This is a genomic window from Streptomyces sp. NPDC053750 (assembly GCF_044544295.1).
GTDB lineage: Bacteria > Actinomycetota > Actinomycetes > Streptomycetales > Streptomycetaceae > Streptomyces.
Genome location: NZ_JBITXB010000016.1, coordinates 107,110 through 121,986 on the forward strand (window position 1 = coordinate 107,110; position 14,877 = coordinate 121,986).

The 14,877-nt window shown below is 73.0% G+C and carries 13 protein-coding genes; 1 reads left to right on the forward strand and 12 read right to left on the reverse strand.

Annotation, left to right across the window (positions count from 1 at the left end):
• Nucleotides 1–30 precede the first annotated feature (30 nt).
• The 10 genes from ACIGO6_RS32990 to ACIGO6_RS33035 form a co-directional block, all read right to left on the reverse strand.
• Nucleotides 31–1,560, reverse strand: a complete 1,530-nt coding sequence (locus ACIGO6_RS32990) for a family 43 glycosylhydrolase (RefSeq protein ID WP_399882761.1) — start codon at nucleotides 1,558–1,560, stop codon at nucleotides 31–33.
• A complete protein-coding gene (locus tag ACIGO6_RS32995) occupies nucleotides 1,557–2,402 on the reverse strand; it encodes a PmoA family protein (protein WP_399882763.1) in 846 nt (281 codons plus the stop codon). The genes ACIGO6_RS32990 and ACIGO6_RS32995 overlap by 4 nt, the downstream gene beginning before the upstream one ends.
• Complete coding sequence (locus tag ACIGO6_RS33000) at nucleotides 2,399–3,559, reverse strand: Gfo/Idh/MocA family protein (RefSeq protein ID WP_399882765.1); 1,161 nt, start codon at nucleotides 3,557–3,559, stop codon at nucleotides 2,399–2,401. Before ACIGO6_RS33000 ends, ACIGO6_RS32995 begins: the two co-directional genes overlap by 4 nt.
• The gene (locus ACIGO6_RS33005) at nucleotides 3,556–4,851 is read right to left on the reverse strand and encodes a polysaccharide lyase family 1 protein (protein WP_399882767.1); all 1,296 of its coding nucleotides are present in this window, start codon (nucleotides 4,849–4,851) and stop codon (nucleotides 3,556–3,558) included. Before ACIGO6_RS33005 ends, ACIGO6_RS33000 begins: the two co-directional genes overlap by 4 nt.
• Nucleotides 4,848–5,744, reverse strand: coding sequence for a carbohydrate ABC transporter permease (locus ACIGO6_RS33010; RefSeq protein ID WP_399882769.1), 897 nt, complete (start codon nucleotides 5,742–5,744; stop codon nucleotides 4,848–4,850). Before ACIGO6_RS33010 ends, ACIGO6_RS33005 begins: the two co-directional genes overlap by 4 nt.
• On the reverse strand, nucleotides 5,741–6,676 hold the full coding sequence (locus ACIGO6_RS33015; protein WP_399882771.1) for a carbohydrate ABC transporter permease: 936 nt from the start codon (nucleotides 6,674–6,676) through the stop codon (nucleotides 5,741–5,743). Before ACIGO6_RS33015 ends, ACIGO6_RS33010 begins: the two co-directional genes overlap by 4 nt.
• A gap of 115 nt (nucleotides 6,677–6,791) precedes the next feature.
• Nucleotides 6,792–8,522 carry an L-arabinonate dehydratase gene (gene araD / locus ACIGO6_RS33020; protein WP_399882773.1) on the reverse strand — a complete coding sequence of 577 codons (1,731 nt, stop codon included), beginning with the start codon at nucleotides 8,520–8,522 and terminating at the stop codon, nucleotides 6,792–6,794.
• The gene (locus ACIGO6_RS33025) at nucleotides 8,519–9,427 is read right to left on the reverse strand and encodes a dihydrodipicolinate synthase family protein (RefSeq protein WP_399882775.1); all 909 of its coding nucleotides are present in this window, start codon (nucleotides 9,425–9,427) and stop codon (nucleotides 8,519–8,521) included. Before ACIGO6_RS33025 ends, araD begins: the two co-directional genes overlap by 4 nt.
• Entirely contained in the window at nucleotides 9,424–10,125 is a 702-nt protein-coding gene (locus tag ACIGO6_RS33030) for a GntR family transcriptional regulator (protein WP_399882777.1), read from the reverse strand. Before ACIGO6_RS33030 ends, ACIGO6_RS33025 begins: the two co-directional genes overlap by 4 nt.
• A 203-nt stretch (nucleotides 10,126–10,328) precedes the next feature.
• On the reverse strand, nucleotides 10,329–10,952 hold the full coding sequence (locus tag ACIGO6_RS33035) for a TIGR03086 family metal-binding protein (protein ID WP_399882779.1): 624 nt from the start codon (nucleotides 10,950–10,952) through the stop codon (nucleotides 10,329–10,331).
• A 139-nt stretch (nucleotides 10,953–11,091) separates the two neighbouring features.
• Here ACIGO6_RS33035 and ACIGO6_RS33040 point away from each other — a divergent pair, with 139 nt between their 5' ends.
• Nucleotides 11,092–12,357, forward strand: a complete 1,266-nt coding sequence (locus ACIGO6_RS33040) for an MFS transporter (protein WP_399882781.1) — start codon at nucleotides 11,092–11,094, stop codon at nucleotides 12,355–12,357.
• A 198-nt stretch (nucleotides 12,358–12,555) separates the two neighbouring features.
• On the opposite strand, the gene ACIGO6_RS33045 is transcribed toward ACIGO6_RS33040, so the two are convergent.
• Together ACIGO6_RS33045 and ACIGO6_RS33050 are read right to left on the reverse strand one after the other, a co-directional pair.
• On the reverse strand, nucleotides 12,556–13,725 hold the full coding sequence (locus ACIGO6_RS33045; RefSeq protein WP_399882783.1) for a hypothetical protein: 1,170 nt from the start codon (nucleotides 13,723–13,725) through the stop codon (nucleotides 12,556–12,558).
• Complete coding sequence (locus tag ACIGO6_RS33050; protein ID WP_399882785.1) at nucleotides 13,722–14,693, reverse strand: 5-dehydro-4-deoxyglucarate dehydratase; 972 nt, start codon at nucleotides 14,691–14,693, stop codon at nucleotides 13,722–13,724. Before ACIGO6_RS33050 ends, ACIGO6_RS33045 begins: the two co-directional genes overlap by 4 nt.
• Nucleotides 14,694–14,877 lie beyond the last annotated feature (184 nt).

Genomic DNA, 14,877 nt, shown 5'->3' on the forward strand with positions numbered 1-14,877 from the left:
GACTCCCAACAGGCCTGTGAATGAGGAGGGTTACTGGGGTGTGATCCGGAACCGGGTGAAGCCGGCCGTGCCGGCGTCGCCCTGGCCGGCGGGCGCGAGCGCGAACAGACCGAGCAGCGCGCCGACCCAGCGCCAGGGGGTGGCGGCGAATTCCCGGCCGGTGGCGCGGGGGCCGTCGCCGAGGTCGTAGAAGAAGCGGCAGCGGGCTCCGGCGACGGTCTCGACCCGCAGCCGGACCCGGCCGCCGGGCACGGGGCGGGGACGGTCGGCGTCCCGCTCGGTCCCGGTCACCGACTCGGCCACCGCATCGGCGAACCGGTGCACCAGCTGCACCGTGCCGTCGGCGTCCCGCTGGAGCCCGATCCAGCGGTAGGCGTCGCCGAGCACCGCGAGCCCGGCCCGCGCGCCCGGCTCCTCGCTGTCCAGGCTCAGCTCCACCTCGACGACCGAGGGGACGCCGGGCAGCCGCTGGGTGAGCGCGTTCGGCTGTTTGCGCAGGTCGTGCACGTCGGCCGAGCGGACGCAGGCCAGCCGCAGCCCGTCTCCGGCATGCCGGGCGGCCCAGCCGTCGCGGGGGTTGGCCGCCCACGACCACTGGTGGCCGAACCGTCCGCCGGGGAAGTCGTCGTCGGTCGCGGGCGCGGCGGGCGCCTGCGGGGGCAGGGCGGGGCGGGTGTGCTCGGCGACGGGAGCGCCGTCGTCGCCCAGGACCGGCCAGCCGTCCGCGCCCCAGCTCATCGGCTGGAGGTGCACCACGCGCCCGTACGCCCCGCGCGACTGGAAGTGCAGGAACCAGTCCTCCCCGGCCGGGGTGCGCACCCAACCGCCCTGGTGGGGGCCGTTGACGTCGGTGTCCTTCTGCTCGAGGACGACCTTCTCCTCGTAGGGTCCGAAGAACTCGCGGGAGCGGAAGGCGCCCTGCCAGCCGGTCTCCACCGAGCCGGCGGGGGCGAGGATCCAGAACCAGCCGTCGTGCCGGTAGAGCTTGGGGCCCTCCAGGGTGAACCAGCCGGGCAGGCGGTCGCCGTCGACGATCACCTCGCCCTCGTCGAGGACTCCGGTGCCGTCGGGGTGCATGCGGTGGCCGGTGAGGCGGTTCTTGATCCCGGAGCGGGACCTGGCCCAGCCGTGCACGAGGTAGGCCTCGCCGGTCTCCTCGTCCCACAGCGGACAGGCGTCGATCAGTCCCTTGCCCGCCTTGACCAGGTGGGGCGCGGTCCACGGGCCGCCGATCTCGGGGGCGTTGACCTGGTAGATCCCGTGGTCGGGGTCGCCCCAGAAGATCCAGAAGCGGTCGTCGTGGTGGCGCAGGGAGGGAGCCCAGACCCCGCAGTCCTGGCGGGGCGTCGCGAAGGCCTCCGCCGGCTCCAGGCGGTCGAGGGCGTGGCCCACCAGGGTCCAGTTGACCAGGTCGCGGGAGTGCAGCAGCGGCAGGCCGGGGGCGCGGCCGAAGCTGGATGCGGTCAGGTAGAAGTCGTCCCCGACGCGGACGACGTCCGGGTCGGACCAGTCGGCGTTCAGGACGGGGTTGGTGTAGGTGGCCGCTGTCTCGGGGGTCACGAGCTCAATGCCTTTCGTACGAGGGTCGCGGCGCCGTCGGCGTCGAGGCGGCCGTCGGCGACGACGGTGACGATCCGGCGGACGAGGGTGTCGTCGGGTGCGATGGCCGGCCGGTCGACGTGGGCGAGGGAGGAACCGACGCCCGGGTACTCCTCGGTGCGCACGAACCACGGATCGCGGCGGGTGCGCTCGGTGGCCCCGGCGAAGACCAGCGTCCAGGTGTCGCCGGCCAGGGCCAGCCAGTCGGCGCGGCGGCCGTGCACCTGCGGCTCGCCCTCGCGGTCGGCGGTGAAGACGGCCGGGGGCGTGCTCTCCTTGCGGGCGCGCCAGAAGAAGCCGCCGTAGGCCGCGCCGGGGCGTCCGTTGGTGGCGGGGCTGCCGATGGTGAGCGGGGCGGGGGTGACGTTGGTGAGGGAGAAGGTGAAGTCCAGCGCCCAGGCGGTGTCGGTGAGTGCGGTGGCGGCGACCGTACGGCGCTCGCGCAGCAGGTCGGTGCCGGCGGCGACCCAGCGCAGCTCCTCGACGAAGCCGTCGGGGTCGCGGAGCTGGAAGGCGCTGTGCCGCTGGGTGCCGTGGTTGTCCAGTTCGGTGGGGCCCCGGTCGCGGACGTAGGTGCGTCCGCCCCAGAAGTTGTGGCCCTCGACGTCGGGAACGGCGACACCGACGCCGAGGTGATGGAGGTGGTCGGCGGGGCTGAACTCGGTCACCGCGGTGCCGGCCAGGGTGGTGACGGGGTGCAGGTAGGGACGCGGGGAGAGCCGGGGCGGCAGGTCGGGCCGGGTGACGTAGCGGCCGACGGGGCGGCCCGCCACGCGCAGCACCTGGAAGTCGGTGCCGGTCATCGGGTGCTCACCTCTTTCAGCGGGTGCTCCGTGCGCGGTGCCCAGGGGGCGCCCAGTTCGGAGTAGAGGCAGAGGGTGTCGGCGGCGGCGGCCACGAGGCCGTCGATGCCGGGGACCACGCGGCGCCTCTCGCCGGGGACGCGGCGCCAGGCGGCGTCGGGCAGTCGCTCCGGGTCGGAGGCCCGGCGGATCGCCTCCACGACCCGCATGAAGGCGCCCGTCTCGTCCGGGGGGACCAGCAGGGCGGCGCCGGTGGTGAGGTGCGCGACCAGGTTCTCCAGCAGGTCGGTGCGGTCGTACTCGTACTCCTCGGGGCCGTGGCCGCCGCGCTGGAGCAGGACGCGGTCCTGCTTGTACCAGAAGGTGATGCGGCCGCTGCTGCCGTGCACCAGGACGTACGGCTCGTCGGCCCGCTCGGCGCACAGGGTCGCGGCGACGGTGATCCGCCGGCCGCGTGCGGTGGTGATCCGCACGCAGGAGGTGTCGTCGGCCTCGATGTCGTTGGCGTGGCTCAGCTCGGTCTCGATGTCCGTGACGTCCTCGGCGCGGGTGCCGCCGCCGAGCGCCAGCGCGGTGGCGACGGCGTGCGCGAGGGGGTTGGTGAGCGCCCCGTCGATCACGTCGGCGCCGCCCAGCCGCCGCTTGCCCGACCAGGGTGCCCGGCGGAAGTAGGCCTCGTCGCGCACCCAGGCCCCGGCCCCGCCGATGCCCAGCACGTCGCCGACCGCGCCCTGGGCGACCAGCTCGCGGATCGCGGGCACGGCGTGCGAGCCCAGTGACTGGAACCCGATCTGGCAGACGACGCCGGCCTCGGCGACCCCGTCCGCCATGCGCCGGAACTCGGCGTACGACGGTGCCGGAGGCTTCTCCAGCAGCAGGTGCACGCCTTTGCGGGCGGCGGTCAGGGCGAGGTCGGTGTGGGTGGGGATCGGCGTGCAGATCACGGCGATCCGGGCGCCGGTGGAGTCGAGCAGGGCACCGAAGTCCGCGGACTGCTCCGGGAGTTCGCCGCCGGCCTCTTCCTCGGTCAGCGGGGTGAGTTCGCAGATGCCGGCCAGCCGGACCAGTCCCGCCCGCTCCAGGCGGCGGATGTTGGCGACGTGCCAGCGGCCGTGACCGCGGGCGCCGGCGAGGACGACGGGCAGCGAGGTGTTCATCGCAGCCTCCCCGCGCCCGCGCCCCTCGCCACCGCCCGGTCGGCCTCGGCGGCGCCGTCGACCGGGCCGTGCAGGACGGGCGTCCAGCCGACGTCGGCGGTCAGGTCGCGTTCGCTGCCCGAGTTGTAGGCGTTGTGGATGGCGAGCAGGTCCACCGGATAGCCGTTGAAGAGGGTGCCGCTCTGGTGCAGGGCGCTGCCGTTCCAGCTCTTGACCAGGTCGGCGACCTCGACGTGGCCGGGCGTGGTGAAGGCGTTGTTCTCCGCGTACAGGGCGGACTCGGTGGAGACGCCGAGGGAGTAGCGGTAGTCCGCGTCCCCGTCGTCGACGACGTACCGGTTGTTGTAGAGGTGCACCTGGCCGAAGCGGACGCGCGGGGAGCGCTGGGCGACGGACGCGAACTCGTTGTGGTGCAGGGTGACCCGGAGCCTGCCGCGGTCGCCGGTGGCCGAGTCGCTGTTGCCGATGAGCATCGCCTTGTCGTGGTCGGCGAACCGGCTCCAGGAGACGGTGATCAGGTCGGAGCCGTTCGTGATGTCGAGCAGGCCGTCGTGGCGCAGGTAGTTGCGGGCGAAGTAGGTGGGCTCCTTCTCGTCCGGGTGGCCCTTGTCGCTCGCGGTGACGTGGTCGACCCAGACGTGGGTGGCGCCGTTCAGCCAGAGGTTGTCGTAGGCCGTCTTCCAGTCGCCGAGGCCGCCGGTGTTGGGCTGCCAGACGGGGAAGCAGTCGTAGGCGTCCCGCAGTTCGAGGTTGCGGACGATGACGTTGTCCGCGTTCTTCACCTGGAGGCTCGCGCCCTTGAGGACGGCGTCGCCGCCGAGGCCGACGAGGGTGGTGTTCGAACCGACGGGCAGCACGATCCGTTCGGCCTGCCGGGCGGCGGAGGCCTTGCGGGCCTCCTCCTGCGGGCCGCTGGGCCTGGCATGTCCCCAGGTGCGGGGGTCGTAGGCGGCCAGGTACTTCTTCACGCTGTAGCCGTCGGTCGCGTAGTCGCCGCAGTCCAGCCGGCGTCCTTCGTCGTCGGTGTTGGCGTCGATGGTCCCGGCGATCCGGATGATCTTCGGGGTGTCGCTGCCGTTGTCGAGGGCGCGGACGAGTCCGGCCCGGTCGGTCACGGTGTACACGTGGGTGTCGTCGGCCGCGGCGCCGCCCGTGGTGCCGCCTTCCGCCGCGGCCCAGCCGTCGTTCGGGGAGAGAGTCTCGCGGCCGATGTCCCGGGTGTCGTCGGCCTCGGCGGGGACGCAGAGCAGGCTCAGGAGTCCGGCGGCGACGGCCGCCTGTCGCAGTCTCATCCCTTGACCGCCCCCGCGCTGAAGCCGGTGATCAGCCACTTCTGGATGAAGGCGAAGACGAGCACGACGGGGACGGCCGCGATGATGCCGCCGGCGGCGAGCGCGCCGAGGTCGACGCTGTCCGCGCTCATCAGGGTGTTGAGGCCGACCGGGATGGTCTGCTTGCTCTGGTTGTTGAGGAACATCAGGGCGAACAGGAAGTGGTTCCAGGAGTGCACGAAGGCGAAGGAACCGACGGCGATCAGACCCGGCCGCAGCAGCGGCAGGACGACGACCAGGAAGGCCCGCATCCGGCCGCAGCCGTCGACCCAGGCGGCCTCCTCCAGGGAGTACGGGACGTTCTTGATGAAGTTGCTGATCAGGATGATCGACAGCGGCAGCTGGAAGACCGTCTCGGCGATGATGACGCTGCCGAGCGAGTTGATCATCTGCAGTTCGGCGAAGATCTCGAACAGCGGGACGAGCAGCAGCGCGCCGGGCACGAACTGGGAGCAGAGCAGGGCGAGCATGAAGGCCCGCTTGATCTTGAAGTCGAACCGGGCGAGGGCGTAGCCGCCGGCCAGGGCGACGAGCGTGGTCATCACCAGGGTCGCGAGCCCGACCATCACGCTGTTCTGGAAGAACGTGCCGAAGGCACGGTCGGTCCACACCTTCTCGAAGTGGTCGAAGGTCATCGGCCAGGGCACGAGCGAGGTCGAGCCGGCCGGGCGCAGCGCGAAGAGCAGGATCCAGTAGAACGGGACGAGGGTGAAGATCAGGTAGATGCCGAGCGGCAGGTAGATCTGCCAACGGGGTACCTCGTCCCAGGCCGGGCGCTTCTTGGGGCGCCCCTGCGGTGCGGGGGCGACCCGCTCGGGGGCGGGGGCGGCCACGGTGGCCTCTTTGGTGATCACTTGTTCTCGCCTCCGAACTTGCTCAGCCGCAGGTAGACGATCGAGCAGAAGAGCAGAATCACGAACGCGACCGTGGTCAGGGCCGACGCGTAGCCGAAGTCATGGGCGTCGACGCTGGTGTTGGCGATGTACAGCGGCAGTGTCGTGGTCTCGCCCGCGGGTCCGCCGCCGGTCAGCGTGTAGAGCAGGTCGACGTTGTTGAACTCCCACACCGCGCGCAGCAGCGTGGACAGGATGATGGCGTCCTTCAGGTGGGGCAGGGTGATGTGCCAGAACTGCTTGAGCCGGCTGGCCCCGTCGACCTCGGCGGCCTCGTACAGGTCCTTCGAGACGGACTGGAGGTCGGCGAGGATGAGGATCGCGAAGAAGGGCACGCCGCGCCACAGGTCGGCGACGACCGCCGCGGAGAACACGGTCGAGGTGTCCGACAGCCAGCTGGTGCCGTACTCCCCGATGCCCATGTCGGCGAGGTAACGGGTGATGCCGGTCTGGGAGTTGTAGAGCAGCACCCAGATCGCGGAGGTCAGCACGCCGGAGACGGCCCACGGGGAGAAGACCATGGCGCGCCCGATGCCGCGGCCCACGAAGGTCTGGTTGACGATGAGTGCCAGTGCCAGACCGAAGAGCAGTTGCAGTCCGACCTCGACGAAGACCCACTTGGCGCTGAAGACGAGGGTGTCCCAGAACATCGGGTCGTCGGTGAAGATCTTGACGAAGTTGTCGAAACCCGCGTAGCCGTCCCGCCAGGGCTTGGTGGGGTTGTAGTGCTGCAGGCTGTAGTAGAAGACGCTGATGACCGGGTAGGCGATGAAGCCCAGCATCAGCAGGGCGGCCGGTCCGATCAGCAGGTACGGGAGCCTGCGCGGCGTGGCGGAGGCACGGCGCCGCCGGGGTGGCGCGGGCGGTTTCGCCACGGCTGCGGCTTGGGCCATGACAGTTCTCCGTTCTGGTGCGTCGTGCGTGGTTCGTGCGGGGTGAAGCGCTTTCTAAGGGCGCGGGGTCCACGGCCGTTTCCGTGAACGTGGTGGGTGGGTGCGGTCGGCTGCTTCAGCCCGCGTACGGGTCCTGCACCTTGCCCGGGCGGGCCAGGAACTCGAAGTCGCAGCCGGTGTCGGCCTGGGTGATCTGTTCGTTGTAGAGGGCGCCGTAACCGCGCTCGTAGCGGGCGGGCGGCGGTGTCCACGCGGCCCTGCGGCGCTCCAGCTCCGCGTCGTCCACGCCCAGGTGCAGGGTGCGCGCCTCGACGTCGAGGGTGATGGGGTCACCGCTGCGCACCAGGGCCAGCGGTCCGCCGACGTACGACTCGGGCGCCACGTGCAGCACGCACGCGCCGTAACTCGTGCCGCTCATGCGGGCGTCGGAGATCCGGACCATGTCGCGCACGCCCTGCTTGAGCAGGTGGTCGGGGATGGGCAGCATCCCGTACTCGGGCATGCCCGGGCCGCCCTTGGGGCCGGCGCCCCGCAGGACGAGCACGCTGTTCGCGGTGATGTTCAACGACGGGTCGTTGATGGTCCGCTGCATCGTCCGGTAGTCGTCGAAGACGACCGCCGGGCCGGTGTGCTTGAGCAGGTGCGGTTCGGCGGCGATGTGCTTGATGACGGCGCCGTCCGGGCAGAGGTTGCCGCGCAGGACGGCGACCCCGCCCTCGTCCGCGACGGGGTTGTCCCGCGGGCGGATGACGTCGTCGTTGTGGACGAGGGCGTCCGCCAGCTGTTCGCGCATCGTGTCGTGCGAGACGGTGGGCCGGTCCAGGTGGAGCAGGTCCGGGATGCGGGAGAGGAAGCCGGGCAGGCCGCCGGCGAAGTGGAAGTCCTCCATCAGGTACGTCTGTCCGCCGGGGCGGACGTTGGCCAGCACCGGGACGGTGCGGGCGATGCGGTCGAAGTCGTCGAGGGTGAGGGTGACCCCGGCGCGGCCCGCCATGGCGATCAGGTGGATCACGGCGTTGGTGGAGCCGCCGAGGCCGAGCACGGTGGTGACGGCGTCCTCGAAGGCATCCGCGGTGAGGATGTCGCTGAGCCTGCGGTCCTTGTGGACGAGCTCGACGATGCGCAGTCCGGCCGCGGCGGCCATCCGGTCGTGCCCGGAGTCGACGGCCGGGATGCTGGAGGCGCCCGGGACCGTGACGCCGAGGGCCTCGGCGGCGGCGGTCAGCGTGGAGGCGGTGCCCATCGTCATGCAGTGGCCGGGCGAGCGGGCCAGGCCGCTCTCCAGCTCCTGCATCTCGCAGTCGCCGATGAGGCCGGCCCGCTTGTCGTCCCAGTACTTCCACATGTCGGTGCCGGAACCGAGGGTCTCGCCGCGCCAGTGTCCGGGGAGCATGGGCCCGGCGGGCACGAAGACGGCGGGCAGGTCCGCCGACGCGGCGCCCATGAGCAGGGCGGGGGTGGACTTGTCGCAGCCGCCCATCAGCACGGCGCCGTCGACCGGGTAGGAGCGCAGCAGCTCCTCGGTCTCCATGGCGAGCAGGTTGCGGTAGAGCATGGGGGTCGGCTTCTGGAAGGTCTCGCTGAGCGTGGAGACCGGGAACTCCAGCGGGAAGCCGCCCGCCTGCCAGACACCCCGCTTGACGGCCTGTGCGCGGTCGCGCAGGTGGACGTGGCAGGGGTTGATGTCGGACCAGGTGTTGAGGATCGCGATGACCGGCTTGCCGAGGTGCTCCTCGGGCAGGTAGCCGAGCTGGCGGGTGCGGGCGCGGTGGCTGAAGGAGCGCAGGCCGTCGGTGCCGTACCACTGGTGGCTTCTGAGTTGTTCGGGGGACTTCCGGTCGGTCATACCGACCACCCCGCGGCGATGGCGGCGACCTCGGCGCGCTCGCTCTCGGGGAGCGGCTTGCTCGGCGGGCGGACCTCCCGGCGGCACAGGCCCAGCGAGGCGAGGGCCTCCTTGACGACGGTGACGTTGTTGGCGGAGCCGTTGGCGGCGCGCAGCTCCTCGAAGCGGCGGATCTGCTCCCACACCTTCATGGCGCCCACGTAGTCGCCGGATCGAAGCGCTTCGATCATGTTCAGCGAAACGGCCGGGGCGACGTTCACCAGCCCCGAGGTGAAGCCGGTGGCGCCCGCCGAGAAGTACGAGGGCGCGTACGGCTCGGCCAGTCCCGCGACCCACACGAAGCGGTCGAGGCCGGCGTCGCGGGCGAAGGCGGCGAACCGGGCGGCGTCCGGGACGGCGTACTTGACGCCGATGACGTTGGGGCAGGCGTCGGCGAGTTCGGCGAGCCGGGCGCCGGTGAGCTGGGGGTTGCGGATGTAGGGCACGACGCCCAGTTCGGGCACGGCCTCGGCGATGGCGCGGTGGTAGTCGACCCAGCCGCCCTGGGAGACGTAGGGGTGGACGGGTTGGTGGACCATCACCATCTGGGCGCCGAGTTCGCGGGCGTGCCGGGCGGAGGCGACCGCGGTCGGCACGTCGTGGCCGACGCCGACCAGGATCGCGGCGCGGTCACCGGCCTCCTCGACGGTCAGCTCGGTGACGAGGCTGCGCTCGGCCGGGGTGAGGGCGTAGAACTCGCCGGTGTTGCCGTTGGGGGTGAGGGTCGTGATGCCACCGTCGAGAAGGCGACGCAGCAGGGCCCGGTAGGTGGCGGGGTCGACGGAGCCGTCCTCGGCGAACGGGGTCACCGGGATCGCCACCACGTCGGCCAGGGCCGCCCGCTGGGTCTCGAACGTCGTCGTCATGCCTGACCGTCCTCTTCCTGGGCTTTCCGGGCCTGTGCCGCCCGGACGTCCTGGTCCTCGGATTCCCCGTGCGGGAAGGCCCGTTCGACGAACGACCCGATGTGCGCGTGCAGGGCGCGGGCCGCGCCGTCCGCGTCGCCGGCGAGGGCGAGCCGCAGGATCTCCTGGTGCTCGCGCGCCTCCCGCTCCCAGGAGGGGTCGGCGGCCCAGGCGACGGCGGAGACGAGCGCCGCCTGGTCGCGGACCTCGTCGAGCATCCGGCCGAGCAGCGGGTTGCCGCACGGCACGTACAGGGCGCGGTGGAACTCGCGGTTGGCGAGCGACCGTTCGGCCGTGTCCGTGGCCTGGTCGGCCCGGGCCAGCGCGTCGCGGGCGGCGTCCAGGGAGGCGCCCCGGCGCACCGCGCGCCGGAGCGCCTCGGGCTCCAGGAGCAGCCGCACGTCGTAGACCTCGCGCGCCATGTCCGCGTCCACCATGCGCACCGTGACGCCCTTGTACTGGCTCATCACGACCAGTCCGGTACCGGCCAGCGTCTTGAGCGCCTCGCGCACCGGTGTCTTGGACACCCCGAACTGTGCGGCGAGGTCGGTCTCGACCAGGGCCTGGCCGGGCGTCAGTCGGCCGGTGAGGATGCGGCGTTTGATCTCCTCCAGCACGTACTGCGTGCGGGAGGGGATCGGCGTGGGCACAGAGGTCATGCGCGCCTCTCGGAATCTCGCGTCGGATGCGCGGGCCGGATGCGAGCAGGCCGGATCCCATGACACGGAACGGGCAACTCGCGTATCTGATCTCGCGTATCGCGTCTCATATATGACGTACGGAGTACGACGCGTTGAAGGTAGGAGGGGCGCTGGGCCGCGTCAATGCTTCTGACAAAGAAAGTTGTGGCGGTTGTGGCGCGCTACGCGCGTCGCGTTCCGTCGCGCTCGGCGGGCCGGGTCCAGCCGGGGTCGCGTCCGCTCAGCCCCACCGCCCGCTCCAGCAGGGGTGCGTCGGCGGGGACGGCGACGACGGGACCGAACATGCCGGTGTCCCGGTCGGACTCCTCGGCGGACGCCGCCAGGAGGTCGTACGACGCCTGCAGGGCGGCCGGGTCGGGGCGGTACTCCTGGCCGGTCGCGCGGGCCAGGTCCCAGCCGTGGATCACCAGCTCGTCGGCGGCCACGGCGCCGGCGACCGCGCCGGGCAGGTCGATGCCGCCGGCCCGGGTCATGCCGGTCCAGGCCTCCGGCGCGCGCCACGCCTCGGCGAGTTCGCCGAGCACCTCGGCCAGCTCCTCGCGCCAGCCGGGGCCGATGTCCGGCACGGTCGCCTCGGGGCTGGTGTCGGTGGTGACGCCCAGGTCCTTGCGCGCGGCGTCGCGGAAGGCGACGGCCAGGCCGGTCAGATGGCCGAGCAGGTTGCGGACGGCCAGGTCCGGGCACGGTGTCGGGTCCGCGAGCCGCGCGTCGCTCACGCCCTCGGCGAGGCGGGCGAGGACCTGCGTCTGCGGTCCGAGGTCGAGGGTGGAGGTGTCGTCGGTCATCGGATGCTCCCGGGGTCGTGAGGCCGGCTCTCTGAGGAGGTAGACCGATCACGCCCGCGAAAATCATCGGCCGCCGCGCCCGTTTCCGAGGCATCTTCCCGATGCCGACCGCCACCCCTTAGAGCCACGATGACCAGGCATGACGCCAAGGACAACGGCTCCAACGAGTACGGCGCAGCATTCCTGGCCCGTGGCCCGCGTGCTGCGCGATCGCAACGCGGGCCTGTATCTGAGTGGGGTGGTGGTGTCCGGGTTCGGCACCTCGGCGCTGTGGCTGGCGGCCGGTGTGTGGGTCAAGGACCTCACGGGCTCGGACGGGCTCGCGGCGCTGTGCATGCTCGCCATGTGGGCACCGGCGTCGGCGGGCCCGGCGCTGGGCACGCTCGCGGACCGCGTCCGCCGCAAGCCGCTGCTGATCGCCACGAACCTCCTCGTGGCCGGCCTCCTGCTCACCCTCTTCGCCGTGGACTCGCCGGGCACGGTGTGGCTGCTGTTCGCGGTGCTGTTCCTGTACGGCGCGGCGGGCGTCGTCCACGACGCGGCCGAGTCGGCGCTCGTCGCCGCCGCCGTCGACCCCCGCCTGCTCGGCGACTTCAACGGACTGCGCATGACCGCCACGGAGGGCATGAAGCTCGTGGCGCCACTCGCGGGGGCGGGCGTGTACGCGGCGTACGGCGGCGCGAGCGTGGCGCTGCTGGACGCGGCGACGTTCGTCCTGGCCACCGGGTTGTACGCCGCCCTGCGGGTGCGGGAGGCGCCGCCGGAGCGGCCCGCGGCGAACTGGCGGCGGCGGACGGCCGAGGGCGCCCGGTACCTGTGGGGGCACCCGCGCCTGCGCCCGCTCGTCCTCGCGGGTGGCGCCACGATGCTGTGCGCGGGCGTCAACGGCGCCACGGCCTACGCCGTCGTCGACGCCCTCGGGCACTCCCCGGCGTACGCCGGTGCGCTGTACGCCGTCCAGGGCGCCGGGTCGGTGCTGGTCGGGCTGCTGGCGGGCCCGGCGCTGCGGCGGCTGGGCGGGCGGCGGTTCGCCGCGGCCGGGATCGCCCTGCTGGCCGTGGCGGTGGCGGTGCGGGCCGTCCCGGACGACGCGGTGGCCCTGGCCTCCAGCGCGGCGATCGGCGCGGGGCTCCCCGCGGTGCTGATCGCCGCCCTGACCGCCGTCCAGCACGAGACGCCGGGGCAGCTGCTGGGCCGGGTCACCGCGACGGCCAACTCCCTGGTCTTCACGCCGAACGTGATCGGACTGGCCGCGGGCGCGGCCCTGGTGGAGCTGACCGACCTCCGCCTCCTGCTGCCTGCCGTCGCCGCCGCACTCATGGCGACGGCGGCCCCGCTCGCCCGCCACCCGGCACGCACGGACCGCCCGGCCTCCGGCTCACCGTCCGACACCGCCCCGGACTGACACGGCGACGCCCCGGCGCACCGGCCGGAGGTCGGCGGGGCGGAACCGGGCCGTTCCCGCTCGGTCACCGTCACACACCGGACCGCCCCGCTCGCGCACCCACCCGGAGCCTGCCGAGGGCACGCTGCCGACAGGCGACAGCCGAGGGCCGACCGGCTCCGCCCGCCCCTCGCACCCCGGCCGCCGGCGCACCCCCGTTCACCGCCCCGCGAGCGCCCCCCGTACCGCCTCCAGGTCGCTGTCCGACGCCAGCCCGGCGTGATACAGCCGCAGTTCCGTCGCGCCCAGGTCGCGGGCGCGGGAGGCGTCCGTGGCGAGGGTGTGCGGGCTGCCGCCCATGCCGGAGACCACGGTGAGGTTGGCGGCGAGGACGGCGCCGGGGCGGGCCTGTTCGGCGAACGGGGTCAGCAGGCCCGCGCCGCCCGTGCAGGGCACGGTCACGCCGTCCGCGACGGACAGGATGTGCGCGGGGTCGACACCGGCGTTGGCACCGCAGTGGTACGACACCGGGTCGGCGTGCAGCAGGACCTGGAAGCCGTCGGGCGCGGCGGCGCGAACGGCCGCGACCGCCGCCTCCTGGAGGGTGCGGGCGGTTTCGTCCCGCCACGCGCGTGTGGCGTTCGCCGACGCCTCGCCCAGCAGCTTCTCGACGCCCGCCCAGCCTCCGTCGGACGCGGCCGTCCCCCGCCACACCGGCTCCAGCGCGGCGCGCACGGCGGCGGCCAGTCCGTCGGGGTCGAGGCCCTGCGCGCCGTAGCCCTCCCGGCAGTCCGGGCAGAAGCACAGGGACATCAGGTACTGCCCGGCGTCCCCGAGCCCGACCCCGCCGGTCTTGTCGTGGGCGTGCAGGTGGGCGAGCCCGTACCAGCCGAGCGACTCCAGTTCGGTCCCGCGTGCCCCGGGCCGCACGGCCGCCTCGGCGGCCAGGTCGGTGAGGTACGCGCGCGTGGCGGGCTGCGCGATGCACGGCGCCCAGGGATAGCGGTCGCCGTAGGCGTTGACGACGGAGGTGTGCGGCTGCTCGGCACCGAGGCGGGAGTTGTGGGCGAGGACGACCCAGGTGTGCACCTCCAGGCCCGCGTCCGCGAGTGCGGCGGCGGCCTCGCCCCAGGCGTCGCCGGGCGCCCAGTCGCCGGCCTCGTAGGGGCGTGGCTCGCGGCCCTCCCAGCGGGCCGCGTCCGGCGGGTAGAGGACGGCGGCGTACTCGGCGGTGACGACGCGGTGGCGCGGGTGCCGGGGGGTGAGGGCGCGGGTGGAGTGGTAGGCGGCGGCGAGTGTCACCTGCTCCACGCCGGTGCCCGCGATGAAGCCGGCGGCTTCCGGGTCCCCGTTGACGTCCCAGGGGTAGACGAACGCCGACGCCTTCACTTGGCCTCCTCCAGGTCCACGGCCGCGTCCACGTCGTCGAGCAGCGCGTACCCCCGCTCGATCACCTCGGCGAGCTGCTTCACATGGTCCTCGGCCGGCTCCTGCAGCGGCGGCCGCACCTCCCCCACGTCCAGGCCGCGCAGCCGCACGCCCGCCTTGACCAGGGCGACGGCGTACCCGCGTCCCTGGGCGCGCAGTTCGACGAACGGCCGGTAGAAGCCGTCCAGCAGACGGTGCACGACGCTCTCGTCGCCCGCGCGGAGCGCCCGGTGGAAGGCGAGGGCGATCTCGGGGGCGAAGCAGAACACGGCGGACGAGTAGAGCGTGACGCCGAGGGCGCCGTAGGCGAGCTGGGTCTGCTCGGCGGTCGGCAGCCCGTTGAAGTAGAGGAAGTCGCCGCCGGGCACCTCGGTGCGCACGGCGCTGACGATCCGCTGCATGAGGTCGAGGTCGCCGAGCCCGTCCTTGAGGCCGACGATCCCGTCCGTGCGGGCCAGTTCGACCACGCTCCGAGGGGTGAACACGGCGTTGTCGCGCTGGTAGACGATCACGGGCAGGGAGGTCGCCGCGGCCACCTCCCGGTAGTGCCGCAGCAGCCCCTCCTGCCCGGGGACCACGAGGTACGGCGGCATCGCGAGCAGGCCGTCGGCCCCCGCCTCCTCGGCGAGGCGCGCGTAGTGCACGGCGAGGGCGGTGCCGTAGCCCGCGCCCGCCACGACGGGCACCCGTCCGGCGGTCTCCTCCACGGCCGCCCGCACGCAGGCCTGGAACTCCTCGGGGGTGAGGGCGTGGAACTCGCCGGTGCCGCAGCAGGCGAACACGGCGGCGGCCCCGGCCTCGACCCCGCGGCGCACATGCGCGCGGAAGACGGCGAGGTCGACCTCACCCCCGGGGGCGTACGCCGTGACGGGGAAGAACAGCGGCCCGCTGGGCACGGTGAGCCGGGCGGCGAGAGGGGCTGTGGTCACGGGCGCTCCCCATTCCATATCCATGATCTGCGTCTATATTTCTGAACGCCCCCACGCTAAGCGGCCCCGCGAACACCGTCAAGCAGGCCAGCCCTTGACGGCTGACCACCGGTTCCTTAGCGTGTCCACGCATATGAACGCCAGGCGCCCCTCCGCACGCCTGCCGCTTCACGAGACCTGTCGG

Bases quoted from the DNA above. Each gene is read 5' to 3' on its own strand.
- ACIGO6_RS32995 (WP_399882763.1), bottom strand. From the start codon at position 2,402: ATGACCGGCACCGACTTCCAGGTGCTGCGCGTGGCGGGCCGCCCCGTC.
- ACIGO6_RS33000 (WP_399882765.1), bottom strand. From the start codon at position 3,559: ATGAACACCTCGCTGCCCGTCGTCCTCGCCGGCGCCCGCGGTCACGGC.
- ACIGO6_RS33005 (WP_399882767.1), bottom strand. From the start codon at position 4,851: ATGAGACTGCGACAGGCGGCCGTCGCCGCCGGACTCCTGAGCCTGCTC.
- ACIGO6_RS33015 (WP_399882771.1), bottom strand. From the start codon at position 6,676: ATGGCCCAAGCCGCAGCCGTGGCGAAACCGCCCGCGCCACCCCGGCGG.
- araD (WP_399882773.1), bottom strand. From the start codon at position 8,522: ATGACCGACCGGAAGTCCCCCGAACAACTCAGAAGCCACCAGTGGTAC.
- ACIGO6_RS33025 (WP_399882775.1), bottom strand. From the start codon at position 9,427: ATGACGACGACGTTCGAGACCCAGCGGGCGGCCCTGGCCGACGTGGTG.
- ACIGO6_RS33030 (WP_399882777.1), bottom strand. From the start codon at position 10,125: ATGACCTCTGTGCCCACGCCGATCCCCTCCCGCACGCAGTACGTGCTG.
- ACIGO6_RS33035 (WP_399882779.1), bottom strand. From the start codon at position 10,952: ATGACCGACGACACCTCCACCCTCGACCTCGGACCGCAGACGCAGGTC.
- ACIGO6_RS33040 (WP_399882781.1), top strand. From the start codon at position 11,092: ATGACGCCAAGGACAACGGCTCCAACGAGTACGGCGCAGCATTCCTGG.